This window comes from Nitrospira sp. Nam80 (genome assembly GCF_965152575.1).
The window spans coordinates 1,675,886-1,697,682 of sequence record NZ_OZ224216.1 but is presented as its reverse complement, the minus strand read 5'-3'; the positions used below and the strand labels follow the sequence as shown (position 1 = coordinate 1,697,682).

The window sequence follows — 21,797 nt, the reverse complement described above, 5'->3', positions numbered from 1 at the left end:
GCTGATAGCCCATGGCACGTGGCCAAAACCAGCGTATTTAAGTCCTGCCAGAAGCTATGCGCTACAAGCCAAACTTAAGGAGATACGATGCCGAAACCAACATACCATATCGTTGTCTGCACGAACGCCCGTCCACCCGGACATCCCAAGCCTTCCTGCGGCGGCCAAGGATCGGCCCAACTGCTGATGGCCTTCAACATGGGGCTCATGCAGCGAGGAATTCAGCCGGGCCAAGTATTGGTTACCGGTTCGTCATGCCTGGGACCCTGTGAGCAGGGTCCGACCGTTGTGGTCTATCCCGACGGAACGTGGTATTCCAAGGTGACGGAAGCCGATGTCGCAGCCATCCTCGACCAGCACATCGGCAAAGGCACGCCGGTTCAATCGCTGAAGCCTGACTCCGTTTGGACTTGATCGCTTCTCATGAGCCACGCGACTCATCACGAACACAAAGCCCACGCGCCCACGAAGGTCCGGTGTCTCATCATTACCTGCAGCGACACCCGCACGGAGGAGACCGATACCAGCGGGCGACTGATTATTAAGCTGTTGAAGGAACAAGGCCATGAGGTGGCGGGCTACCACATCGTCAAAGATGAGCCGGCCCGCATCACGGAGACCATCGCTGCAAATCTAGAACACGAAGGGGTTCAGGCCGTTATCGTCAATGGTGGGACCGGGATTTCCCGGCGCGATTCGACCTTCGAGGCGGTGGACGCCCTTCTGGAAAAGAGATTGGACGGGTTCGGCGAGATCTTTCGTTACTTGACCTATCAGGAAATCGGATCACCGGCCATCATGAGTCGCGCCGTCGCCGGAATCGTCAAAGGCCGCGTCCTCTTTTCTACGCCCGGTTCGGAAAATGCCGTGCGGCTCGCCATGGAAAAATTGATCATTCCCGAATTGGGACATCTCGTGCGGGAACTGACCAAGTAAGGCGCCCTTCGCTAGTCCTGCGCAATCTTCGGCTCGGAAACCCGCTGATAATATTTCAATAGGTCCCGCACCGAAATCACTCCGATAATCTCTCCGGCATTCGTGACACCCAGATGTCTGATGCCAAGATCCCCCATCATGTCGTGCGCATCACTCACCGTTCGCGTGCCCTCAATCGTGGCGACGGGGCTGGTCATGATGTCCCCGACCGTCAAGGTATTGAGGTCTTTGCTCGTCGCAAGGGCCCGGCGGACCAGATCGGTATCGGTCACAATGCCGACGATGGCCTGCCCTTTCTTGACGAACAACGAACCCAGCCGGGCTTCGTCCATATGTTTTGCCGCGCTCCGTACCGTAGTGTCCGGGCCGACGGTCTTCAGATCCTTGATCATGATGCGCGCAACAGTTCCCATGAAACCTCCTCGTGACAATGATCGCCCACCTGATGAAACGACAATCTTTTCATACTACTTGTAGCAGGATTTTACCAAAGAATCGACGGGCCCGGGAGATAATCTTCCGTTGCACTGTATGAGCCGTGACTGAATCAGCGCCATATCATAATCGTAGAATGACGAATTCTGAATTTGAATTATGAATGACTATGGATTGCCAGGACCAGAATTCAACATTCACTCAAAAGGTCAGCGTTCCTTCCAACACCATGACCGCTTCGCCTCCGACCTTGACGGCCTGGATGGTATCATCTTCCGATTCCACTTGAATCAGAATGCGCGATGGCCGCTCGATCTCATAGCCTTGTTCGGCAATGATCTCCGTCATCGGCGCGACCTCCACCACGCCGTGTTGAAGTAAATATGCGCCAAGGGCGCCGCTCGCGCTTCCCGTCGCCGGGTCCTCCACAATCCCGATCAACGGCGCGAACATCCTCGTATGGACAGTCGCCTGTTGTTCGACCGTCATCGTGCTGAAGGCCATGATGCCGTTGGCGCCATATTGCCGGCAGAGTTCGGCGATCGCCGAAATATCCGGCACGATGGATCGCACAGCCGTCAATGTCCGAACCGGGACGATCATGACCGGAAGACCGGTCGAAACGACCTGGACCGGCCATCTGGTTTCGGTAATCTGTTGGCGCGTCATGCCGAGCGCGCGCGCGAGAGAAAAGAGATCCTCACGGCTTTCCACAATGTCGAGGAACTGGGGCTCCGGTTGCGACATGACAACCCTGGTCACGTTACCATCCTTGGCATAAATATCCACCGGAAACAGACCGAGATTACATTCCTGCAGCACGCGTGTCACCGGTTCGCGTAAGCCGAGACGCTTGAGGGTCCCCAGCACGAAAAATGTCCCGATGACCGGGTGGCCGGCGAACGGAATCTCCTGCGTCGGAGTGAAAATGCGAATCTTGACCACGGCCGCCGGATCGGAGGGGGGAAACACGAAAACCGTCTCGGAGAGATTCATCTCACGCGCAATCTGTTGCAGTTCGAGATCCGTCAGGCCGGCGGCGTCAGGGATCACCGCTACCGGATTGCCGCCGAAGGGCACATCGGTAAACACATCGGCTTGATAGAATTGGACAGCACGCCGTTCGGACGTCATGGACGCTCACTCTAGGACAAGCTCTATTTGTTGTCAAACGGCGGTCACACCTTGACATAGGACCCACGCAGGCATACCGTACGGCCTTCTACGTCGGCATCCATCATCCGCAGAAGCGCATGGCAACCGAGATCGAAATCAACGTCCGTCCTATCTTTTCAACGCCTCTTGTCGTCTTCACCGTTGCCCGGCATGAGCAGATCAACGGGGAGCTGACGTCGTTGATCCTTCAACGGGAAAAAGCCGACCCGAGCTTTTCGGATTATGAAGTGATCGGCTGGTCATCGCCTCACGATCTTTCCATGCTGACATGGGCGGAGAAACCGCTCCGGGAATTGTTCGGCCCGGTGATCGAGGTGGCGAAACAGATGACTGAGTATTCCGAGCGGGCAACCGACCGGCGTAGCGGCCGACCGGACTGGCAGGTTGTAGAGGTTTGGGCGAACGTCCAGCGAAAGGGCGGCAGCAATGCGGCCCACCCACATCCCGGAAGCTTCTGGTCGGGAGTGTACTACGTGGATGTGGGCGACGTGGGCGGGCAACCGGGACAGGGCGGTGAATTGCAACTCTATGACCCGCGCGGCTGCCTGCCGCGCATGCTCGCGCCCTACCTGCGGTACGGCATGCCGGAACTGCACGACGCCGGCAGGAATATCTCATTCGTACCCTCGACAGGCCAGTGCGTGCTGTTTCCCGGCTGGCTGTTTCACGCCGTCAACGCCTACAACGGGTCGACCCCCCGCATCAGCGTCGCCTTCAATTTGGACCCGATTCTGGCGGGCTAAATCTCCGTTAGCAATAACTAGTGTTTTAATCCTGCCAGCAACAAACCTGGAATAGTATCTCCTCCCAAACATATCAACAGTTTGTTGAGCGGCAGAACCGAACACTTACCCGAGGACTGCTTCTGCTCTGTCCTTGTGCCTCAGAGTCTTATGTAATTAATCATATGCTGTGTGATACCCTACGCTGGCTCAACTCGAAGTGAATTCCTACCAGCCTGATCATGGGGAGCAAGGTATGAGTAGCACAAAACTCGACGTAGAAATGAAATCGTTCGACGAAGACAAAAAAGACGACGAAAAGATTGCAGACGGATACCTTGTCCCCTGCAGGATTTGTGAAATTGCTCGCATCAGGCTGACTTGGAGGTTTTGCGCAGACTGCAAGAAAGGCTTTTGCGATGGTGAGCACGGAAGGTTTGTGGACCGACGACAAGCATATTGCGTACGTTGTTGGAAAGACGTTTAAACTTCGCCGACAGTTCAATTGAAGGCACAGAATGAAGACTGGTATTCTGCCATCCATCCTGAGCGCACTCCTGGCGTCTCAAGCTATGGGATGTTCCATGCTCGGTCCGGCATTTGACGGGTATAGTTGTGGAAATGTAGCGGCACGAGCTGATCTGGAGAAAGTCACCATTAAAGAATTAGTCAAAAATGGGTGGCCGGAAGAAACAACGCCCTTGATTCATACTCGGGTCACATATCCCGAGGATGTTAGCAAACACAATCCCGAGTTTAAATGCCGTGCGCTCCTGCATGCGAAAGTCGAGCAGAGGGCGTACGAATCGTTTACATTTGTCGTGTACTACAACTACGAGGATTATAAAGTGACGGACTATAAGTCTGACTTCTCGAAGTACCAGAAAATGAAGATCGCCGATCTCTTGGCTGGCAAGTTGGAACCGTTGGCTCACAAAATGAAGGCGTGTTCTGAACAAGAAAAAGCAGAGGGATGTGAAGATGGGAGAGATACACTCCACTAATTCTCTAATCGCGAAGCGACTGTTTATTGCCATACTTTTCTTCCTTGCTGCAGCATTCCTATTCGATGGACAGACAATGGTCCTTCCGCATTTGGCGTTTGGTGAAGACAGTTCAACCCCCAGTGAACTGTTTGATAAACAGATCGGACAGTCCTGTGATCTGTTGCGGTCGACAGATTCTAATAGCCTAGAGAAAAGACCATCCCAATCGAATGGAAAGACCAAGGAATCGGGGAACCCATACCTGGCCCTTGTGCAAAGGGCAATAAATGAGAAATGGACGGCGCCCCCGGTCGATATTTCAGGGCAAGTGTTGACGACGGTAATACGGTTCCGTTTACAACGGAATGGGATAATCAGCAATGTCACGATTGAGAGATCTTCAGGGAATGACTGGTATGATCTTTCCGCAAGACGGGCCGTATTGAGCGTAGACCGTTTACCACCTTTTCCACCAGATATAGACCAGTCCTATTTTGAAATCTCGTTTACATTTGCCGTAGGCGATGTAGTCTCTCCCCAAAAGATCGTTACTGATGAGGATCGACTCATTGTCGAAAAAGAGAGACTCTCGCGACGACATCAGATCGACAGATGCCGGGAACATCTTAAGAATCTATCGGACGCAGTTCTACAAGTCCGAGAAACCCAGGAGGCAGTGGAAACGCTGCGACGCCTGGCGGACGAACTTTCCTTGGCTGAAGACTCTTCTATCCGGTCATCTGATACGGACGACATCCGTTACCTCGCTCAAGAGGTGCGCCGGAGCGCTATAAATCGAGAAAAAGAGATTACAGAAAACCTTGCCGCTACTGCGAAACTGCAACAGTTCGATACCGCCTGCGAGCGCATAATACGCAAGGCCGGGTTTCCTCCACACCTACGAGACGAGCCGGTTGACTCCTCACTCCAAGTGACCAACACGCTGGGCCGGGCATTTTGCACAGCCGTTAATGGTGGAGGAACCGTCGAGTTCCGCGTAATTGATGAAACACCCCCACCGTCGGAATTTTCGTCGCAACAAAGAAACGGCGTTTTGTCGTAGTTCTTCAAAAGAAGATGAAGGCAGATCTGACTGAAGAATGGAAAGCCGTTGAGGTTCAAACTCCTTCTGATCGGAAACCAGTACTCTCTTTCTTAGGATATTCGTTTATGGACGGCTTCCCGAAAATGGTTCAGAACGAATAGCGACAGGTAGCAAGAGATTACTACCCTCCTAACCCTAAACCAAAAATATTGGAAGAGGTCCGGCGGACCAAGCGCGACCATTGCCGAGAGGAGCGGGGTGCCCACCGCGGGTTTGCTGGGGCAGGAAAGCCGGAACTGACCACGCCACTGTGGTCCATGACCACAGGCACGGGAATTCCGGAAGGATTCCGCCCGGGCAAGCCCCGGAAGGGCCGCTCCGGAGGTGGGGAGCCGCGGGTTCCGCCGGACGAATAATTTCGGTTTAGGGCAAAATCGGATCTTTAAGTTCCTAATTGGCGGCCAGGTGTCCACCGCAACGCTATAGTCGTCCTCGTTAAGCAGAAATCGGAAGCGCTTCGTACGACTGCGTCAGCGGATTGCGGACGTAGTCTTCGACATAGTTTTTCAGGAGCCCATTCCGCCAGAGAAGCTTATTCGCAAATCGTGTGTCGATCTTATGGAGGATTCGGGCTTTGACACCGGTCTTCCGCATGAAATGCTCGACCGTCACGCCGGCGATGTCGGTATAGTGGCCCCGTCCTGATTGCATCATGCATTTCGGAATATAAACATACTTGTCGCCGTTCAACGACTTGGCGATATCGTCGAACGTCAGGAGCACGGTGCAGTCCGAGTCCCCGCCCAACGTCGCATTCGGTACCATGCGATAGCGCGCGCGGTTTCTCCGGTACATCATCAAGACTTTATACACGCTCTTCGCCATGACCACCGGATCGCGCTTCTCCAATTCGAGCGCATCAAAGGCGCTGACGATGCGGCGGCGATTTAGAAACGCCGTAATCGGCGCTTCGGTTTGAATCGTCTGGATATTCGGCAACCCGGCATCGTAAATCCGCTGGGCTTCCTCCGCCAGATAGGCCCGTCCCCCGCGCATCAGTTTGGCGGTGTCCTCCTTGATCCCCCGCAACGGCGTCAAACAACCCATCCAGAGCACGCAACGCTGGTTGATACGCGAAATCGTCGTCGCATCGTCCGACAAGGAGCCTGGCTCGAACGAGTAAAAATTGGCGGATGAGACCGCGGGACCATCAAGAACCTTCATCAGGTGCTTGACCGATGGCGCGTGCGGCATCAGTCGTTCCCGGCACGCACTGAGCGTAATCGCGGACAATTCGAAGTTGATACGGCCTGGATACTGAGCGGCCAGTTGATGAATCTTGGGGACATGCACATAGCCGACCGTGAAGAAGGTGATGTTCTTGTCCGTATACTTTAGGAAATCCTCAACCCACTCCATCGCTTTCGGATGGAGAAAGAGGTCGGTCCACTCCATGTATTCGTTCCCGCCGAGGCACCAGAACTGCATCGGGTCCGTCGGCCTCCTGTTGATGTAGTCGAGAATGAAGGCCCAGTCTTCGTCGGTCGTCTTCGGAGGATCCAAAGTCTCGCGGTAGGAATGGTCGATTTCGTAACAGAACTCGCATTTGACGGGACAGCTCTTCCCCAAGCTGAGTGGAATCTTGCCACCTTCCATCTCGCGGATAAGGACCTGCCGATAATCGGTGCGGTCCTTAAAGATCGGCGGCGGCTGCAAAAGCGGGATGACGGTGGCCATTGTGTCCTATTGGGTGGAGCTGAACGTGGGACAAGCGTACTGCATTGACAGCGCCGAGGTCGAGCGGCCACACTTCCCGCCATGCCGGACGAAGCCATCGTCAACGCACTGAAACTGTTCGAACTGACGCCGCCAGTCACGCAGGAACAACTCGAGCGGAGACGAGACCAGCTGCTGCACACCTGGAATCCGCACCGGTTCGCGAACCTCACCAACAACCCGAAGAAATATATGCAGATGGTGAAGAAAGGCGAAGCAATGACCAAGAAAGTGGAAGCCGCCTATTCGACGCTCGTCAACTGGCTCAAGTATCAATCGACGTAGCCTCAGCCTTCGTCAGGTGACTCCATGCGACACCACCCGGCTCATGCCTTCTTTCCCGTCCTCCCCTTCTTCCATCGCCACCGGCCAGGTCACGAGACCGGAGACGCCCTCGGCGCTCGTGCCGGCCTTGGTCGCCGCGTAGATCTGCGGCAGCCGGTTCGTGCCGTATTTTGAGATGTAGAGAAAGACATGTTCGCGCGCGTTTACGCGAACCGCCCAGGGATGGAAATCGTTCCGGTAAAACTCTTCGCAGAGCTGCATGGCATCGAGACAGGTCAGCCCGCCCGGCTCATCCAGCGTGTAGTAGTAGTCCAGCGGCAGGTCGTACTCTTCCTGCTTGTGGATCGTGATCCCGAACTTCTCCGGATTGCGCACCATCGGCGTATGGCGGTACGCCACAAAATAGAAAAGCTCCACCGAATGAATGGTCGGCTGGTTGTCGAGGATGAACTGCCTGGTATCCAACGCCTCATCGCGGGTCTCGCCGGGAAAGCCGTAGAAGGCCATCACATGGTTCCAGATTCCGGCATTGGCGGCGAGACGGAGGTTGGTCTGGATCACGCTTTTCTTCGCATGCTTGTCCATGAGATTCAGCACGCGCTCATTGGCCGATTCCATCCCGTAATACAGCGTGCAGCAGCCTGATTTCGCCGCCAAGTTCCAGATCTCCTGGTCTTGAAGTGTTTCCTCGAAGCGGATCAAGGTCGTCCATTTGATCCCGACCTGCTGGTCCACGAGCATCTGGGCGACTTTCTTGAGCAGCGCGGGCGGGTACGATTCATCGGAGAAGAGGAAATGCCGGCATTGGTATTTGTCGCGTAATGCCTTCACCTGGTCGATGACCAAATGAGCCGGCATACCGCGATACTGATCGAAGTAGCCCTGTCCATGGTCGCAGAAGGTGCAGCGCCCCCAGTAGCAGCCTCGCGTCGCGAGATACGGCAGAATCGGTTCGGGGACAAAATAATGATCGAGCGGCAGGCCGTCGAAATCCGGCAGCGGCAGCGCCTGCGTCTTCTCCGTGTAGACTTCCGGATTCAAGTGCACGCCGGTCTCGTCGCGATGCATCAGGTTCGGCACCTGGTTCATCGTCCGGTCGCCGTTCAGGGCCTCGATGAGCCATAAGAGCGCGTGCTCCCCCTCGTAGAGAATCGCCGAGTCGAAGATCTCGGCAAAGAACCGCTCGTGCTTGGGCAACTCTTCTTGCAGCCGCGTGATCACGTTGCCGCCGACCACGACGTGGATGTTCGGAAAGCTTTCCTTGATCATCTTGCAGAAGGTCAGGCCGGCCATGAGCTGCATCTGTGTGCCGATCGACAGGCCCACCACGTCCGGCTTTTCCTTGGCCACCGCCGGCAGCACAAGTTGATTGCAGATATCCCGATACACGTTCACCTGCTCGTCGTCCAGGCACGCAAAGACTTCCTTCGACACGCCGGGCCGATAGCCGAGATTGCTCTCCATCGGATAAAACACGAGTGAGGCGGGATAATAAGCGGCGGAGATATATTGCATCACCTCGCGGAACGTATTCAGCGCCCACTCCAATTGGTCCGCGTCGTAGAAGGCTTCTCCGCGGACGATGCGCTTTGCGCGGTCGGCCCGTTCGGAGAGGTCGAAGACCTCGACGGCTGAGAAGTGTTCCAGACACGCTTTCCGATCGGACTCCTGATCGGTCAACTCCCGGCTCTTCTCCGCCGACTCCAACTCCTTGAGCTGCATCCCCTGCCGCGCCTTGGCCCAAATCAGGAAGGAATCGCTGAAGAAGTGGTCGTACATCTCGATGTTGATGTCTTTTTGTACGACTTGGTGCCCCGCTTCGCGCAATACGGCGGTGAGCGAAGGCAGCGCGAGATAGGGCGCCGTCGGTACCCACTCAGGCGGAAACAGCAGCATGATCTTGCGCTTGCGCGTCCGGGTATTCGTCTGCTGGCCGTTGGTTTTGATCTGAACGAGTTCAGTCATGGAATCATTTACTCATCTACTCATCGGATCACTGATTCATCGGCTCAATGGTGCAATGGATCACTTGGTACGCCCCAAATGTGCCTCACATCTTCCCTGCCAGCGACGGCGGCGCCCCGGCAATACGGGCGGCTTGATATTGTAGATCGGGCAATTTCTGCAATCCGAAACGCGCGATGTAGAGAAAGATATATTCGCGGATAAAGAGCCGCAGGTCCCAGCCGGGGTTATGGTTCCGTTCGAATTCTTCGAACACCCGCTCGGCTTCCTCGATGCTCAGCCCCTGCTTGACCGTGAAGTAGTAGTCCAGCGCCAGATCCCACTCGGGATTCTTGTAGGCCGTCACGCCGAACTTTTCCGGATTCTTCGCGACGGGATTGTGCCGCCCCAGGTCGAACGTGCCGAACCCCAGTGAGTGCACATAGTCCTTGTTCTGCTCAAGGAACTCCACCGACGACCAGGCTTCCTCGCGCGTCTCGCCGGGAAAGCCGAAAAAGCCCATGCAATGGTTCCAGATGCCCGCGCTCGCCGATAGTTGAAGATGCCTCGTGATGACCTCGGTCGTCGTCGCCTTATCCATGAGCTTCAGCACCCGTTCGTTCCCCGACTCGTAGCCGAAATGGAGGTAGCGACAGCCGCTGTCCTTGGCGTCCTGCCAGACCCCTTCTTCGAGCAGGCTCTTCTCGAACCGCATGTGGGTCGTCCAGGTGATGCCCATCTGCTGCTCGATCAAACCGCGCGAAAGCTTCCTGAACAGGGCCGGCGGGTACGATTCGTCGGTAAAGTGGAAGTGCCGCGTTCCGTATTTGTCGCGGAGGTGCCGGATCTCCGAGAGAACGTCCTGAATCTTCTTCGACCGGTAGCCCGCCGTGTACCCTTCGCCGTGATCGCAGAATTCGCAGCGGCCCCAATAGCAGCCACGCGTCGCCAAATAGGGCAGGATCTTCGTCGGCACGAAATACTTCTCAAGCGGCAGCCCGTCGAAGTCCGGCGGCGGCAAGGTCGCCATATCCTCCGCATAGCTGCTCGGCGACGTGTGGATACCGGTCGCATCCTTATAGATGGTGTTCGGTACATCGGCTAGACTTTGTTTCGCCCCCACCGCCGACACCAATTGCACAAAGGCGGTCTCTCCTTCATAGACCACGGCGCTGTCGAAATACTGGAATAGCGGCGACTGCGGGAGGACATCGCGCAGGCGCGTCACCGTATTGCCGCCGATCGTCACGTGGATGTCCGGGAAGTGCTGCTTGATCAGCGCGCAGAAGGTCATCGACGAGAAGATCTGCTGCTGCAGGACGATCGAGATCCCGACGATGTCCGGCTGTTCAGCCTCGATAGCCGGCTTGACCAAGTGGTCGAACACGTCGCGATAGATGTTCACTTGCTGATCGTTCACCGCATCTATCACTTCAGTCGACACAAACACCTTGTATGACAGGTCCGTCTCCATCGGCGGCATGCAAATCCGCGCCGGGGCGTAGACCATCGAAATCACCGACGTGACCTCGCGGAACACATGAATCGCCCATTCCAACTGGTCGATGTCGTAGAAGACTTCGCCGCGGACGATGGACTTCGCGCGCTCCGCCTTTTTGATCAGCTCATCAATCCGCTGCCTGGTCAGGTCACAGAGCGCGAGTTGTAAGTCCTGCTCCCATTCTTCCAGTTCACGCTTCTTCGCCAACTTCCGGAGCCGGTCGAGCTGCTGCGGCACCTTGCGCAGGACCCTCTTCAAGAAATCTTCGCTGAAGTACCAGTCCCACATCTCGAGGTTGATGTCTTTTTGGATGACGTGATGGCCCGCCTGCCGGAGGACGGCGGTGAGGGACGGAAGACTCAGATAGGGTTCGGAGGGAAACCAATCGGGCGGGAAAATGAGCATGACCTTCATCTTCCGGCCGGCTGCCTCCTCGGACGACCGGCGTTGCAGCATGATCAGCTCACGCGACGCCCGCTCGCCCTTGAAATATTCGACTTTCATCTTTCGACTGTGGTCTCCGTAAAAAGGCCGATTGCTATAGAAAGTTCAGGAGTTAGCGCAGGCGAAGTGACATTCTAAGCGCCCGGTTTTGGGTGGGTCAAGAGGAGGAAGAAAGCTGAGCGCCTGACTGCATTCGCTCAAGCAGGGCCTTGTTGGCCGCTCTCGCCTTGCCGGGCCTTGGCTGCGCAACTCGTTCCATTCCAAGCGGAGCTGAATGGAACGTCGAACAGTGCTCGCCACTTGCCGGAGCAAGCCGTGCCGGCTTCGGCGGTTCAGCGGGAACACAAGGCCCAATGTCCGCTCAGCAGTCAGGTGCTCAGTTGAAGCTGGAAATGATGGAGCCGGTTAGAAATGGCAGGGCATGGGCAAAGGTTATTGCCGCAGCGGACGCCTCCTGAAGCACCAAACTACGGCCTCGTTCGCTCGGAGCCTGTAAACTCGCCGCTGCCGCTCACACAGTACAGGCTCCGCCGTTGCAAAAGAGGCGGAAACACAAGCGCACAAGCCCAAGAGATCCTATGAACGTCTTGTCCGAGGATGCGCATGTTGCCTCATCCATTCAATAAGGTCATCCTTCTTCGTTTCGCCGGACGCTACCTGCCTGGTGACGCTCTCTAATTCACTCGGAGAGACATCCAGAGCCCAACCATTGGCGTCGAGAAAGACATACGCTGCCATCACCGCTACCCGCTTATTTCCGTCATGGAAGGGATGATTCTGCGCGAGATGGTACAGATAGGCCGCTGCCTTGGCCGGAACATCCGGATGCAAATACTCTCCGCTAAATTGCTGGCGCGGCATTGCAATGGCCGCATTGAGCAATCCGTGATCACGGATTCCCGACAGCCCGCCTTCCTGTGACATGGTATCGCTATGGAGCAGCAGGACATCCTCGACACTCAGGAAGACTACTGGCTTCACGGCTTAACCGGCAAGCCGCTTCAACGTCGAGCCGTACCGCCGGCGCATTTTGGAGACGGATTTCATCACACGATCCTTTCCTATGCCGACATCGGCAGGGGTCACTACGAGACTCTGGCCGCTGATGTTCACTTGAAGTGGCGTGTCTTCCCCGATTCCGAGCGCCTCCATCATGGGCTTTTCAATGAGCAGCGCCATGCTGTTTCCGTGCTTTTGAAGCTTCTTGATCATGGATTCCTCCGTTCGTACAATGTTACAACGTTCCGAGAGCGGAATCCAGCGGAGCAGCAGAAACCCAAGAGCACTGCGCCCTAGACCTAGCTTTGTTCCAGGAACAGCTCAAAGCCTATAAACTTGTAAACTTGCCGCCGCGGCTACGCACTACAGCCTTCGCCGTTGCAAGGTCCGGTCTTCTTCGCCCTCAATTGCGGACTACTATTCCATTAAGGAAACGTTGAATCGACTTCGCTGGTTATGTACAGGTTTCGGCAAGAAAGGTGACTCAGCCGGAAGCCCGGCATTGACGCCCTCCTCCTCGCCTTGGGATTTCACCTTGCTGTTGCGGTGAATCGATAGCGCTCATTATCAAATGCAACGCCAGGCTGCCTGCGCTAGGCCAGGACCTTGTTGGCCGCCGCTCACCTCTCCAGCCCTTGGCTGCGCAACTCGTTCCATTCCAAGCTCGCTCGAATGGAACGTCGAACAGTGCTCGCCACTTGCCGGAGCAAGCCGTGCCGGCTTCGGCGGTTCGGCGGAAACACAAGGCCCGATGGCCGCGCAGGCAACCAGGCGTCTCCCCTACTCATTGCACGACGGAAAGAAGTGATAAGAATCATTCACGCGGTCAATGTGCGCGCCCATCGTGACAGACACGTTAGACCGCAAGTCTCAAGGAGACATGGATTGAATTCCTAACGCAAAAGGCGTAGGAACGGCACGCCACTTTTGTGAGCCGTCGCGCCTAGACAGCTCGGGGAATGGTGAAAGCAAATTTTTCGAAGCCGCGCAAGAGTTCAAAAATGGGAAGCGTACTCCGCAACGAGTTCGCGTTTATGAGAAGTTCATTCGGGCATTTGGTCTTACAACGGCGTATTCCATCTCGTAGATGCTTGGCAGCAGCGTGATCACCATAGAGAGGTGTTCAAGTTCAAGCTCATAGCGGTAAATGACGACGAGGATTTCGGTCAACCCGCCCGCGTTGATGCGGAGCGCCGCCGAATCATCCCGACCTCGGTCAAACTCGAAGTGTGGAAGAGGGATGGTGGAAAATGCCGTCTGTGCGAAGCGACCGACGAGTTGCACTTCGATCACATTGTTCCATTCTCAAAAGGCGGGACATCGCTCGCTGCCGAGAATATTCAGCTTCTCTGTGCCCGGCACAATCTTCAAAAACGCAATTTCATTGAATGAAATCATGTTTATGACGACACCCTGGCTGACCCAGCCGACTGACAGAGGCAAGCTCCAACTTTGGAAGGAGACCATGCGTATACATTCAAACTGATCAAGAGGGGCATCCGATTGCTTCCCCTCGACGTCGCCCATGCGATCCACACGCGTATTGTCAACGGCGTGGTCAACGCGGTTCCTAAGAACTCTCATGTCGACAAAGCAGAGCAATACCAGTCGGACTCTTTTCCAAGCAGTGGCAGGAGAATTAAAAGGTGTCAGGATTCGATTTCCCGGCGCGTGGCAGGTTAGCTCCTTTCACTTTTCTCTTCTCCTCCCACACCGCTTTCTCATGGATCGTGAGAGATCCACCCCCCTCGCCTGTCCGCAGCTCACGCCGCGTGCCGGTATCTTCCTCATAGTTGAAACCCCCTTTCCTTCCTCTTGTGAGCCGGCTTTATTATGTGATGGTCGGTGCTAAGATGGATACACGTTGTAGTACCACTTGTGAGGTTCCGATGATCAAGAAGCTAACCAAGCATGGCAACAGTCTGGCGCTCGTGATCGATCGCGGGATCCTTGACCTCTTGGACATCGGCGCAGACACACCGCTCACGATCAAGACCAACGGAAAGTGCCTAATCATCACTCCCGCACCAGATGCTGCCCGCCGAAAGAGATTCCGCACCGCCTTGGCGAAAGTGATTCGGCAGTATGGTCCCGCATTGAGGAAACTCGCTGAGTAGAGAATGGAGCCGCTTTTCCTCACGGTGGACGAGGTGCCGGAAATACATCGCGATCAGATTGAGCGGTACGGTGGATCGCTCGGGGTTCGTGACCATGCCATCCTCCAATCGGCATTTACATTATCCCCTCGGTTCGGAAGTAGATTGTCCGTTTTTCTACCCTCACAGGAGCCACTATGCCATATGTCAACATTCAGATCACAAAGGGGGCGACGAGAGCGCAGAAGGCGCAACTCGTGCGGGAAGTGACAGATTCGCTTGTCCGCATACTCGGAAAGAAGCCAGAGCACACGCACGTCGTGATTCAAGAGATTGCAGAAGCGGATTGGGGATTCTCAGGACTACTCACAGACGACTGGAAGAAGCGGCAGTCCCGCAAGGCGACGAAAAAGGGATAGAACCGAATTATCATGCTCCGACGTAGATGTCCTTGAATGACTCAAGGACCGGGCTCGTCTATGAGGCGACGATTCGACACGTGGGCCGCAGAGTGCGCAGTCGGGTGGAGGCGCGGTCCTTTTACGAAACGCTCCTCCCGCCCCTTTCGCAGCATGTGGCCCGAACTGGACATCCCGAAGGCTTTTTATGCTGGCTTAAGCTCGTATGCCGATGACCTCCAGATATTCAGCGTAAACCGTCGTGCTATCCGCTCCCGCTCGATTGTGCGACGTCCAGAGCATCTCGAGTTGTTGACGGAGACGTCCGACTCCGGCTTCGTCGAGCGATGCGAATGCGCGGTTCATGGGACCGTAGTAAAGACGGAAGAACTCCACCACTTCAGAGGGTGGAAACGGATAACTGAACACATAGTGCCGCCTATTCAGGCGAAGGTCCGACAGGCCCCCGCCGAGCCGTCCGCGGACCGTGGTGTCGTCGCCCCACAACACGGGCGACGGCATTCCTGATGGGGCGATGAATTGCGCGACGGTCTTGAACATTTGCCCCACGAATCCCTCCGCCGTCCAATTAGCCATGGCAATCATGCCACCGGGTTTGCAGACCCGGAGCAGTTCTTTCGCCACCAGTTCCGGGCGCGGCGCGAACATGGCTCCGATGAGGCTCGTCACCACATCGAAGGTCGCGGCCTCGAATGGCAAGGCCTCCGCATCGGCTTCCTCGAAGCGAGCCGGTAGATTTTCCGCCAGCGACCGCGCCCTAGCCCGCTCCACCAGATTGCCGGCAATATCCACGCCGGTTACGTCCACGCCCTGCTTCGCGGCAATCAGGGCCAGTTGGCCCGACCCGCAGGCGACGTCCAGCAATCGGCACCCCGGCGGCACCGTGAGCCGCTCATAAAACTCCCGTGCGCCCCCTTCCATGTAACGGGAGAATCGATCGTAGTCGCCGGCTGTCCAGATCGCCTTGAGGCGGGTGTTTAAACCGTCCGCTTCTGGCGCTACAACGTTGGTCGACATGTCTCTCTCCTCTCTGTGAATGATCGAACAACTCGGATTTACCCTGTCACGGCACTTGCACTATAGGAGAATAGCGGGGGGTTGTCTTGTCCGTCCGTCCGAAACTCTTGACCGTGGCGCGCCAAGCGGAAACTTGACTTGTTCAATCGTCCGGTCCATTGTGCGGGGAATCCGCCGTGAGCCGGAGACCCGCGATGGATGTCCTGTCCGAGGTCTTGAAGACCGTCCAGCTCGATGGGGCGCTATTTTACAACGCCGAGCTGTCCGCCCCCTGGTGTTTCCGCTCGCCCGCCTCGCGCACCGCCGCTCCGTATCTTTCGCTCGAAACCCGGCATGTCATCATCTATCACCTATTGACCGAAGGGCGCGGCTACATCCATGTCGAAGGCGATGGCCGGTTGATGCCGATCAGCGCGGGCGATATCGTGGTACTCGCGCACGGCGATCCACATATCATGGGCAACGGCCCGCCTGTCCCGCCCGTAGACAGCTTGCAGGAGTTGCAACGGGTAGTCTCTCAAGGGCTGAAGGTTTCCCGCCTCGGCGGCGGAGGAGAAATCACCAGAGTCATCTGCGGCTACATGGCATGCGAGCCGCAACTCAGCCGGATCTTTCTTGGCGGGTTACCGCCTGTTCTGAAAGTAAACATTCGCAACGATGCGGCCGGCCAATGGCTGGAACATTCCATCCGCTACTCGGTGGATGATGCGGACATTTCCCGACCCGGCGGAAGGGCCGTCCTGGCCAAGCTGTCTGAAGTGTTGTTCATCGAAATGTTGCGGCGCTACATCGCGCGGCTCCCCCCTGAACAAACCGGCTGGCTGGCCGGCGTCCGCGATCCTGAGGTCGGGAAAGCCCTGGCCCTCCTCCATCGCCGGCCGGCCCATCCTTGGACGATTGCCGAATTGGCGATCGAGGTCGGCATGTCGCGCTCGGTGCTGGCCGAGCGTTTCCAGCGCTATCTTTCAGAGACGCCTATAGCCTACCTGACCCGTTGGCGGCTGAGGCTAGGCGCACAAAAGCTAAGCACCACGAACAGCAGCGTGGTTGAGATCGCCGGCGAGGTGGGTTATGAGTCGGAGTCGGCGTTTAACCGCGCCTTCAAGCGAGAATTCGGCCTGCCGCCGGCACGATTCCGCAGCCAAACGAAATCAACCTCCACCCGTCCGGATCGAGAGATTCCGGTGAGAATTTCGTCCTGCTAGCCGACCTGCGAACACGGCCCCGCATGGTTCTCGCTCCCGTCACATTCTGTTCCTTTACCGCCTTGTCATGATGGATAGGCCTCTCACTGTCCGCTAGACCCCGTGGCTCACCAGAGGGACTCGGCCCACGTAGCCACGGTGCGAGCGAGATCATGGAGGACCTCGGCGTCCGTCTTGCCTGATCGCTTCAGCACATGAAACGAATGGTCCGCATCCTCGACCACATGCAATGTGGCGCGAGGAGCCAGCTTCGCGCAGACCGGACGAAGCAGGGTCAGATCCGCAAACGTATCGCGCGTGCCTTGGAGAAATAACATCGGCACCTTCACCCGCGCCAGGTGGTCTGCTCGTTCAGTCCCCGGACGGCCGGGTGCATGCAGAGGAAAGCCAAAGAACACGAGACCGCGCACGCGCGTTGCCTCCTCTTGCCTGCCGGAGGGCTCCTGCGAGAACGCCAACGACGTCATGCGCCCTCCGAGCGATTTACCTCCCGCCAAGAGCAGCAAGTCCGGTGCCGCTGCCGACGCCGCTGTGACGGCAGCCCTCACCGTGGCTGTCAGCATCGCGGGGGCATCCGGTCTCTTCCGCCGCTGTTGCATATAGGGGAACTGATAACGGAAACTCGCCACACCGCAGGCCGCCAGTTCACGGGCGAGAGTATCCATGAACGGGTGATGCATCCCCGCCCCTGCGCCGTGAGCCAGGACCAAGAGCCACTTGGCATTGTTCGGACGGAGCAGCACCGCCGCGACCTCACCCACTGAGTCTGATACGTGTACTGTCAGTGCCGTCGTCATGTGTCTCATTGTTCCGGACAACACATGCTCCTATCAAGATTTATTTGCCAACTCGTGGCGAGCGGCATGGTCATACGCTTGGTACCCGCTTCGCTTACTTTGAGATGCATGGATCCCGGCCTCTCCATCTAGTCGGGAATCTCCGCTTCGATGAGTTTGGCCAGCAGCGTCCGCGATTCTCGCCAGCCGAGATACAGGCCTCGAGAGGGATGACGTCCGGCAACCTATCCTGCAAGATTCGTAATTCGGCCCCACACGAGACGTTCTTCAGAGTGATCGTCACCTGTATTTCCCCGGGAAGATTCGGATCGTCGAATGAGCTTCTCGCCTAAACCGGGATCCATTCTCACGTGAAAGGAGCCAGGAACATGCCGACCAATACTGTCCGATTACACCGCGTGCGTCGTGCGGCGCCGACCGCATAGACCGGGCGTTCCTCGATGCGGAGGCGATGGCGAAATGGCTGCCCCGAACGGGTTTACCGGGAAAGTGCATTAGATGGGACGCCAAAGTAGGCGGCGCCTACCAAATGTCGTTTACGAATTTCACCACCGGCAAGACCCATTCGTTCGGCGGGAAATATCTGGACCTGGTGCCGCACGAATGCAATCGGTACACGGACATAGTAGACATGACTCTTCAAAGCATGACCAAGGTTCATTTGCGGCACCTGGCAAAATATTGCTGATTCATTCGGCAACTTATCATGACCCATGATAGACTTCTCACGGTCGCTCCCTGTTTCCCATCGAGGGACATGCATGAACGAAGAATTGCTGCGGCTGGCACAACGGATGCCCAAAGCCGAGCTGCATCTGCATATCGAAGGCACTTTGGAACCGGAGATGGCGTTCCATCTCGCCAAGCGCAATGGCGTCCGGTTGAACCATCCCGACGTCGATTCGCTGCGTGCCGCCTACGCCTTCAGGAATCTCCAGGAATTTCTAGATATCTACTACACCGGCATGTCGGTATTGCTAAAGGAGGAAGATTTTTACGACCTCACGTGGGCATACCTGAAGCGGGTGCATCAGGACCACGTGGTGCATGTGGAGATGTTCTTTGATCCTCAGGCGCACTTAGAGCGCGGCATTCCGCTGGACGTTCAGATCAGCGGCATTCGCCGTGCGCTGCAGAATGGAAAGGAGCAACTGGGCATCAGCTCCAAGCTAATCCTGTCTTTCCTGCGTCACCTATCTGAAGAGCACGCATTTGAAACCCTGACGCTGGTTCAGCCGCTCCTGGATCAGCTGGATGGCTTCGGCCTGGACTCCTCAGAAATCGGCCATCCGCCGGAAAAATTTGCACGAGTCTTCGCCAGGTGCAGGGAACTGGGTTTTAAAATCACCGCCCATGCGGGTGAGGAAGGCCCCCCGCAGTATGTCTATCAGGCGCTGGATCTGTTGCACGTGGATCGCATCGATCACGGCAATCACTCGCTGGATGATGCTGCGCTCGTGCAACGCCTAACTGATGAAGGCACAACCCTCACCGTTTGCCCTCTGTCCAATCTCAAGCTCTGCGTGGTGAAGGACATGGATCAGCACCCGATACTGACCATGCTCAAACGGGGTCTCAAAGCAACGGTCAACTCAGATGATCCTGCCTATTTCGGCGGGTATGTAAACGACAATTACCGTGCACTCATTGAACAGTTGCCGGTCGCCCGCGAAGACCTCTACCGGCTGGCACGCAATTCCTTCGAAGGCGCCTGGATCAGTGAAGAAGAGAAAACCAAGCACCTGAATGAACTCAATCGAGTGTTCGCGTAGCCGCCTGGGTGCTTGTCCTGAAATCCTTCCACATCATCCGGTTCTGATCATTCTCTCGGGATAAAAATACTTCTCGAATCCTTCCCTGCCCTTCCTGTAATCGTTGTCCGTCGCATATTTGAGTCGATAATTGAATCGACAACTATGGTCCTTCTCGTATTGATACACGTCTTGAACGAACGACACGATTTGCTCCAGATCCGAGGTCTGATCTCCCTTCGCAAGATTCACGATCAAATCGGGCGGAATATCCCCAATGACTTGTAGTGTTTCCTCGCCATTTTGAACGCTCGCTTCGATCAACGTATTATTGTTCTTCTGACACAAGGCATACCCGCGTTTTAAGGTCTCAACAGCTTCCTGAAAGCTTTCTTTCGTTGAAGCCTTCGCGCCCACCATGACCTTCAATTCATTCAAGAAGACCGTCATATCATTCAGCCGCTTTTCCAAGTCTCCGCTTTGCTCCGTGGCCGCCTGGAGTCTGGCTTGAAGACCTGGGTCTGGACTTTTTCGTTCGCCGGCGCCTTGGTGCGGCTCTTGTCCCCCACCCTCCACATTGTCCGTCACATGGAGAATCAGCGCCGCAAATACAAGCAGGAGCATTACTTCAACAAGTGACAAGCCCAATGTCCAACCTGAATGGGAGTCAGTTTCCATTGCTGGAACGCTCCTCGGTCACTCGCTCCCTCAAGAAGAACATGACGCCCCGCATCGTCGATTCGATCGCTTTGGTGGCGTCAAGGCTTGAGTGTATGGCGTTCTGCACGTTCATTAGCCCATTTCTGACATCGGCCGATATCGAGGTCAATGACAAGTCTCTCAGCTCTGCGTCCAATGTCGACAATTGCGTGGAGACCATGGCAAATGCCGAGCGTAACGACTGCATGCTGTTGAGTTGACTCTCCAGCTCTGCACGACTTCCTTCCAACGCAGTGCTCATGTTGGCAAATTCGTCGGTTCTCTCCCTTACCATGCGGGACAAATCGGTCATCGCCACGCCAACTTCCTTGGCAGCTTCTGATCCATACGATGAGTCCCCGAACCGAGCCACGGTTTCGGCCGCCTGCATCAAACTCTTTTCCAGCCGCTGCACCGCCTCTTCAACGTCCTCTCCCCGCTTCCCCAATGCGGCAATGAGTTTGCCCACTTCTGTCGTGAGAATTTCCTGGGGAATCTGTATTGCCGCGAGCCGGCCAAGAATTTCCTTCAACGAAGACGCGAAGCCCTCACTCATCATGGTGGCCATCGTCCGCTGTTGCTCGGTGATCCTCTCGCGGACATCTGTGAGTGACCGCTCAAGATCATGGAGCGTGCCACTGAGACCACTGGCTGCGCGATCTTTGAAAGATGTGATTTCCATCGTGGCTTCGTTTATCTGTTGGATGAGAGCCGCGACGCGGCGATCAATAGTTTCTTGGGCATGGATCAGCCGATCAGGGAGCGTGGGTTGAAATTGGATGACCAACAGCCGAAGAAGCATTCCACAAAACGTCGTAACCAGTGCATACCCGAAGGTGGTGAGAACCGCGTCGGCAGTCAGTTTTGGAGCGGGCCAGACGACGAAGGTCGTGATAAGGGCGAAGAGTGCCCAGAGAAAACCCATATAGTAGAGAGAGTCTGCAAATTGGAGGATGTTCTTCTTTCTGAGAGAAGATCCGTAGGCTGCATAGGCCACGAGGAGGGCCACCAGCCCCACCATGGTATAGGTTCGAGAAAATTGCGACAGCGTGGAGTATACGAGCGCGAGAATACCCGCCAGTGTCGCGCACAACCAAGCTGTTCCAAGTTTCTTGTGGCCCTGCGGCGCAGAATCCTCGCCGGATAACCCCCTCTCTTCAAGATCATCGGAATCGGGCATGGGCCTGTCGAAAGGCATAGTTGGAGGTCGAGGCATAACTTCCTCCTCAATGTCATGCTGAAGTTTCCGAATTTAGCCTATATAGTCTGAAAGGTATTCTGATCTCCCCTTATCTTCTACACAACAGCGGGGATTCATCCCAATGGTCGGAATGATCACACGTCAAAACGGTTGCGACGCGTGGCGGATCAGCACTCAACGATAGTTGCGACAGTGGAACGCCAGTCTCCGATGTTACGCTCACATCAGACCTCGGTCAACCGAGGTGCCGGCTGACATGATTGCTGCCGGTCCAATGCTTGGCGGCCAGCGCCGGCAAAGAAATCGTCGATACGGTGCGACGTGATCGTACGCGGGCATCAGATAATTGTGACGATTGGTGCC

At 56.1% G+C, this 21,797-nt stretch carries 24 protein-coding genes and 1 pseudogene; 12 read left to right on the top strand and 13 right to left on the bottom strand.

Features of this window, described 5'->3' with window-relative positions; translation table 11 throughout:
• Window positions 1-87 precede the first annotated feature (87 nt).
• Window positions 88-414, top strand: a complete 327-nt coding sequence (locus ACWGXE_RS07955) for a (2Fe-2S) ferredoxin domain-containing protein (RefSeq protein ID WP_447602708.1) — start codon at window positions 88-90, stop codon at window positions 412-414.
• A gap of 9 nt (window positions 415-423) precedes the next feature.
• A complete protein-coding gene (locus ACWGXE_RS07950) occupies window positions 424-936 on the top strand; it encodes a MogA/MoaB family molybdenum cofactor biosynthesis protein (protein ID WP_447602707.1) in 513 nt (170 codons plus the stop codon).
• Between the two features lie 11 nt (window positions 937-947).
• On the opposite strand, the gene ACWGXE_RS07945 is transcribed toward ACWGXE_RS07950, so the two are convergent.
• A complete protein-coding gene (locus ACWGXE_RS07945; protein ID WP_447602705.1) occupies window positions 948-1,349 on the bottom strand; it encodes a CBS domain-containing protein in 402 nt (133 codons plus the stop codon).
• 223 nt (window positions 1,350-1,572) lie between these two features.
• On the bottom strand, window positions 1,573-2,505 hold the full coding sequence (locus ACWGXE_RS07940; RefSeq protein ID WP_447602703.1) for a PhzF family phenazine biosynthesis protein: 933 nt from the start codon (window positions 2,503-2,505) through the stop codon (window positions 1,573-1,575).
• A 119-nt stretch (window positions 2,506-2,624) separates the two neighbouring features.
• Between ACWGXE_RS07940 and ACWGXE_RS07935 the strand changes: the two genes are divergently transcribed.
• The 3 genes from ACWGXE_RS07935 to ACWGXE_RS07925 all read left to right on the top strand — a co-directional run bounded on the left by ACWGXE_RS07935 (window position 2,625) and on the right by ACWGXE_RS07925 (window position 5,318).
• Window positions 2,625-3,290 (top strand): 2OG-Fe(II) oxygenase family protein, encoded by a 666-nt coding sequence (locus ACWGXE_RS07935; RefSeq protein WP_447602702.1) that lies wholly within the window; start codon window positions 2,625-2,627, stop codon window positions 3,288-3,290.
• Between the two features lie 497 nt (window positions 3,291-3,787).
• On the top strand, window positions 3,788-4,273 hold the full coding sequence (locus ACWGXE_RS07930; protein WP_447602701.1) for a hypothetical protein: 486 nt from the start codon (window positions 3,788-3,790) through the stop codon (window positions 4,271-4,273).
• Complete coding sequence (locus ACWGXE_RS07925; RefSeq protein WP_447602699.1) at window positions 4,251-5,318, top strand: energy transducer TonB; 1,068 nt, start codon at window positions 4,251-4,253, stop codon at window positions 5,316-5,318. Before ACWGXE_RS07930 ends, ACWGXE_RS07925 begins: the two co-directional genes overlap by 23 nt.
• 477 nt (window positions 5,319-5,795) lie before the next feature.
• On the opposite strand, the gene ACWGXE_RS07920 is transcribed toward ACWGXE_RS07925, so the two are convergent.
• Entirely contained in the window at window positions 5,796-7,037 is a 1,242-nt protein-coding gene (locus ACWGXE_RS07920) for a hypothetical protein (RefSeq protein WP_447602697.1), read from the bottom strand.
• 81 nt (window positions 7,038-7,118) lie between these two features.
• Here ACWGXE_RS07920 and ACWGXE_RS07915 point away from each other — a divergent pair, with 81 nt between their 5' ends.
• Window positions 7,119-7,361 (top strand): hypothetical protein, encoded by a 243-nt coding sequence (locus tag ACWGXE_RS07915; RefSeq protein ID WP_447602696.1) that lies wholly within the window; start codon window positions 7,119-7,121, stop codon window positions 7,359-7,361.
• A 12-nt stretch (window positions 7,362-7,373) separates the two neighbouring features.
• On the opposite strand, the gene ACWGXE_RS07910 is transcribed toward ACWGXE_RS07915, so the two are convergent.
• From ACWGXE_RS07910 to ACWGXE_RS07890, 5 genes are all read right to left on the bottom strand, one after another.
• Entirely contained in the window at window positions 7,374-9,326 is a 1,953-nt protein-coding gene (locus ACWGXE_RS07910; protein WP_447602694.1) for a B12-binding domain-containing radical SAM protein, read from the bottom strand.
• An 85-nt stretch (window positions 9,327-9,411) separates the two neighbouring features.
• Entirely contained in the window at window positions 9,412-11,310 is a 1,899-nt protein-coding gene (locus ACWGXE_RS07905; RefSeq protein ID WP_447602692.1) for a B12-binding domain-containing radical SAM protein, read from the bottom strand.
• 516 nt (window positions 11,311-11,826) lie between these two features.
• Window positions 11,827-12,231, bottom strand: coding sequence for a type II toxin-antitoxin system death-on-curing family toxin (locus tag ACWGXE_RS07900; RefSeq protein ID WP_447602690.1), 405 nt, complete (start codon window positions 12,229-12,231; stop codon window positions 11,827-11,829).
• 3 nt (window positions 12,232-12,234) lie between these two features.
• On the bottom strand, window positions 12,235-12,462 hold the full coding sequence (locus ACWGXE_RS07895) for an AbrB/MazE/SpoVT family DNA-binding domain-containing protein (protein ID WP_447602689.1): 228 nt from the start codon (window positions 12,460-12,462) through the stop codon (window positions 12,235-12,237).
• A gap of 819 nt (window positions 12,463-13,281) precedes the next feature.
• Complete coding sequence (locus ACWGXE_RS07890) at window positions 13,282-13,542, bottom strand: hypothetical protein (RefSeq protein WP_447603953.1); 261 nt, start codon at window positions 13,540-13,542, stop codon at window positions 13,282-13,284.
• Between ACWGXE_RS07890 and ACWGXE_RS07885 the strand changes: the two genes are divergently transcribed.
• The 3 genes from ACWGXE_RS07885 (at window position 13,477) to ACWGXE_RS07875 (ending at window position 14,764) form a co-directional block, all read left to right on the top strand.
• Window positions 13,477-13,641 carry an HNH endonuclease gene (locus ACWGXE_RS07885; protein WP_447603905.1) on the top strand — a complete coding sequence of 55 codons (165 nt, stop codon included), beginning with the start codon at window positions 13,477-13,479 and terminating at the stop codon, window positions 13,639-13,641. The genes ACWGXE_RS07890 and ACWGXE_RS07885 overlap by 66 nt on opposite strands.
• Window positions 13,642-14,138: 497 nt before the next feature.
• Window positions 14,139-14,366 carry an AbrB/MazE/SpoVT family DNA-binding domain-containing protein gene (locus ACWGXE_RS07880; RefSeq protein ID WP_447602687.1) on the top strand — a complete coding sequence of 76 codons (228 nt, stop codon included), beginning with the start codon at window positions 14,139-14,141 and terminating at the stop codon, window positions 14,364-14,366.
• A gap of 176 nt (window positions 14,367-14,542) precedes the next feature.
• Window positions 14,543-14,764 carry a tautomerase family protein gene (locus tag ACWGXE_RS07875; protein ID WP_447602685.1) on the top strand — a complete coding sequence of 74 codons (222 nt, stop codon included), beginning with the start codon at window positions 14,543-14,545 and terminating at the stop codon, window positions 14,762-14,764.
• Between the two features lie 195 nt (window positions 14,765-14,959).
• Here ACWGXE_RS07875 and ACWGXE_RS07870 read toward each other — a convergent pair whose 3' ends face one another.
• Window positions 14,960-15,781 carry a class I SAM-dependent methyltransferase gene (locus tag ACWGXE_RS07870; RefSeq protein WP_447602684.1) on the bottom strand — a complete coding sequence of 274 codons (822 nt, stop codon included), beginning with the start codon at window positions 15,779-15,781 and terminating at the stop codon, window positions 14,960-14,962.
• Between the two features lie 194 nt (window positions 15,782-15,975).
• On the opposite strand from ACWGXE_RS07870, the gene ACWGXE_RS07865 reads away from it, so the two are divergent.
• Window positions 15,976-16,986, top strand: coding sequence for a cupin domain-containing protein (locus tag ACWGXE_RS07865; RefSeq protein ID WP_447602682.1), 1,011 nt, complete (start codon window positions 15,976-15,978; stop codon window positions 16,984-16,986).
• 107 nt (window positions 16,987-17,093) lie between these two features.
• Here the strand turns inward: ACWGXE_RS07865 and ACWGXE_RS07860 are convergent, their stop codons facing one another.
• The gene (locus tag ACWGXE_RS07860; protein ID WP_447602680.1) at window positions 17,094-17,783 is read right to left on the bottom strand and encodes an alpha/beta hydrolase family protein; all 690 of its coding nucleotides are present in this window, start codon (window positions 17,781-17,783) and stop codon (window positions 17,094-17,096) included.
• Between the two features lie 128 nt (window positions 17,784-17,911).
• Window positions 17,912-18,099 (bottom strand): annotated as a pseudogene (locus ACWGXE_RS07855) (SRPBCC domain-containing protein); the annotation flags it as partial.
• Window positions 18,100-18,234: 135 nt separating this feature from the next.
• Here ACWGXE_RS07855 and ACWGXE_RS07850 point away from each other — a divergent pair.
• Window positions 18,235-18,471, top strand: a complete 237-nt coding sequence (locus ACWGXE_RS07850) for an SRPBCC domain-containing protein (protein WP_447602678.1) — start codon at window positions 18,235-18,237, stop codon at window positions 18,469-18,471.
• A 73-nt stretch (window positions 18,472-18,544) separates the two neighbouring features.
• The gene (locus ACWGXE_RS07845; protein ID WP_447602677.1) at window positions 18,545-19,555 is read left to right on the top strand and encodes an adenosine deaminase; all 1,011 of its coding nucleotides are present in this window, start codon (window positions 18,545-18,547) and stop codon (window positions 19,553-19,555) included.
• 33 nt (window positions 19,556-19,588) lie between these two features.
• Here the strand turns inward: ACWGXE_RS07845 and ACWGXE_RS07840 are convergent, their stop codons facing one another.
• Together ACWGXE_RS07840 and ACWGXE_RS07835 are read right to left on the bottom strand one after the other, a co-directional pair.
• Window positions 19,589-20,212 (bottom strand): hypothetical protein, encoded by a 624-nt coding sequence (locus ACWGXE_RS07840; protein WP_447602675.1) that lies wholly within the window; start codon window positions 20,210-20,212, stop codon window positions 19,589-19,591.
• Window positions 20,202-21,449: a hypothetical protein gene (locus ACWGXE_RS07835; RefSeq protein ID WP_447602674.1), complete on the bottom strand. Its 1,248-nt coding sequence runs from the start codon at window positions 21,447-21,449 to the stop codon at window positions 20,202-20,204. The genes ACWGXE_RS07840 and ACWGXE_RS07835 overlap by 11 nt, the downstream gene beginning before the upstream one ends.
• Window positions 21,450-21,797 lie beyond the last annotated feature (348 nt).

Coding starts and splice junctions, on each gene's coding strand:
- ACWGXE_RS07955 (WP_447602708.1), top strand. CDS start 88: ATGCCGAAACCAACATACCATATCGTTGTCTGCACGAACGCCCGTCCA.
- ACWGXE_RS07950 (WP_447602707.1), top strand. CDS start 424: ATGAGCCACGCGACTCATCACGAACACAAAGCCCACGCGCCCACGAAG.
- ACWGXE_RS07945 (WP_447602705.1), bottom strand. CDS start 1,349: ATGGGAACTGTTGCGCGCATCATGATCAAGGATCTGAAGACCGTCGGC.
- ACWGXE_RS07940 (WP_447602703.1), bottom strand. CDS start 2,505: ATGACGTCCGAACGGCGTGCTGTCCAATTCTATCAAGCCGATGTGTTT.
- ACWGXE_RS07935 (WP_447602702.1), top strand. CDS start 2,625: ATGGCAACCGAGATCGAAATCAACGTCCGTCCTATCTTTTCAACGCCT.
- ACWGXE_RS07930 (WP_447602701.1), top strand. CDS start 3,788: ATGAAGACTGGTATTCTGCCATCCATCCTGAGCGCACTCCTGGCGTCT.
- ACWGXE_RS07925 (WP_447602699.1), top strand. CDS start 4,251: ATGGGAGAGATACACTCCACTAATTCTCTAATCGCGAAGCGACTGTTT.
- ACWGXE_RS07920 (WP_447602697.1), bottom strand. CDS start 7,037: ATGGCCACCGTCATCCCGCTTTTGCAGCCGCCGCCGATCTTTAAGGAC.
- ACWGXE_RS07915 (WP_447602696.1), top strand. CDS start 7,119: ATGCCGGACGAAGCCATCGTCAACGCACTGAAACTGTTCGAACTGACG.
- ACWGXE_RS07910 (WP_447602694.1), bottom strand. CDS start 9,326: ATGACTGAACTCGTTCAGATCAAAACCAACGGCCAGCAGACGAATACC.
- ACWGXE_RS07905 (WP_447602692.1), bottom strand. CDS start 11,310: ATGAAAGTCGAATATTTCAAGGGCGAGCGGGCGTCGCGTGAGCTGATC.
- ACWGXE_RS07895 (WP_447602689.1), bottom strand. CDS start 12,462: ATGATCAAGAAGCTTCAAAAGCACGGAAACAGCATGGCGCTGCTCATT.
- ACWGXE_RS07880 (WP_447602687.1), top strand. CDS start 14,139: ATGATCAAGAAGCTAACCAAGCATGGCAACAGTCTGGCGCTCGTGATC.
- ACWGXE_RS07875 (WP_447602685.1), top strand. CDS start 14,543: ATGCCATATGTCAACATTCAGATCACAAAGGGGGCGACGAGAGCGCAG.
- ACWGXE_RS07870 (WP_447602684.1), bottom strand. CDS start 15,781: ATGTCGACCAACGTTGTAGCGCCAGAAGCGGACGGTTTAAACACCCGC.
- ACWGXE_RS07865 (WP_447602682.1), top strand. CDS start 15,976: ATGGATGTCCTGTCCGAGGTCTTGAAGACCGTCCAGCTCGATGGGGCG.
- ACWGXE_RS07860 (WP_447602680.1), bottom strand. CDS start 17,783: ATGACGACGGCACTGACAGTACACGTATCAGACTCAGTGGGTGAGGTC.
- ACWGXE_RS07850 (WP_447602678.1), top strand. CDS start 18,235: ATGGCGAAATGGCTGCCCCGAACGGGTTTACCGGGAAAGTGCATTAGA.
- ACWGXE_RS07845 (WP_447602677.1), top strand. CDS start 18,545: ATGAACGAAGAATTGCTGCGGCTGGCACAACGGATGCCCAAAGCCGAG.
- ACWGXE_RS07840 (WP_447602675.1), bottom strand. CDS start 20,212: ATGGAAACTGACTCCCATTCAGGTTGGACATTGGGCTTGTCACTTGTT.
- ACWGXE_RS07835 (WP_447602674.1), bottom strand. CDS start 21,449: ATGCCTCGACCTCCAACTATGCCTTTCGACAGGCCCATGCCCGATTCC.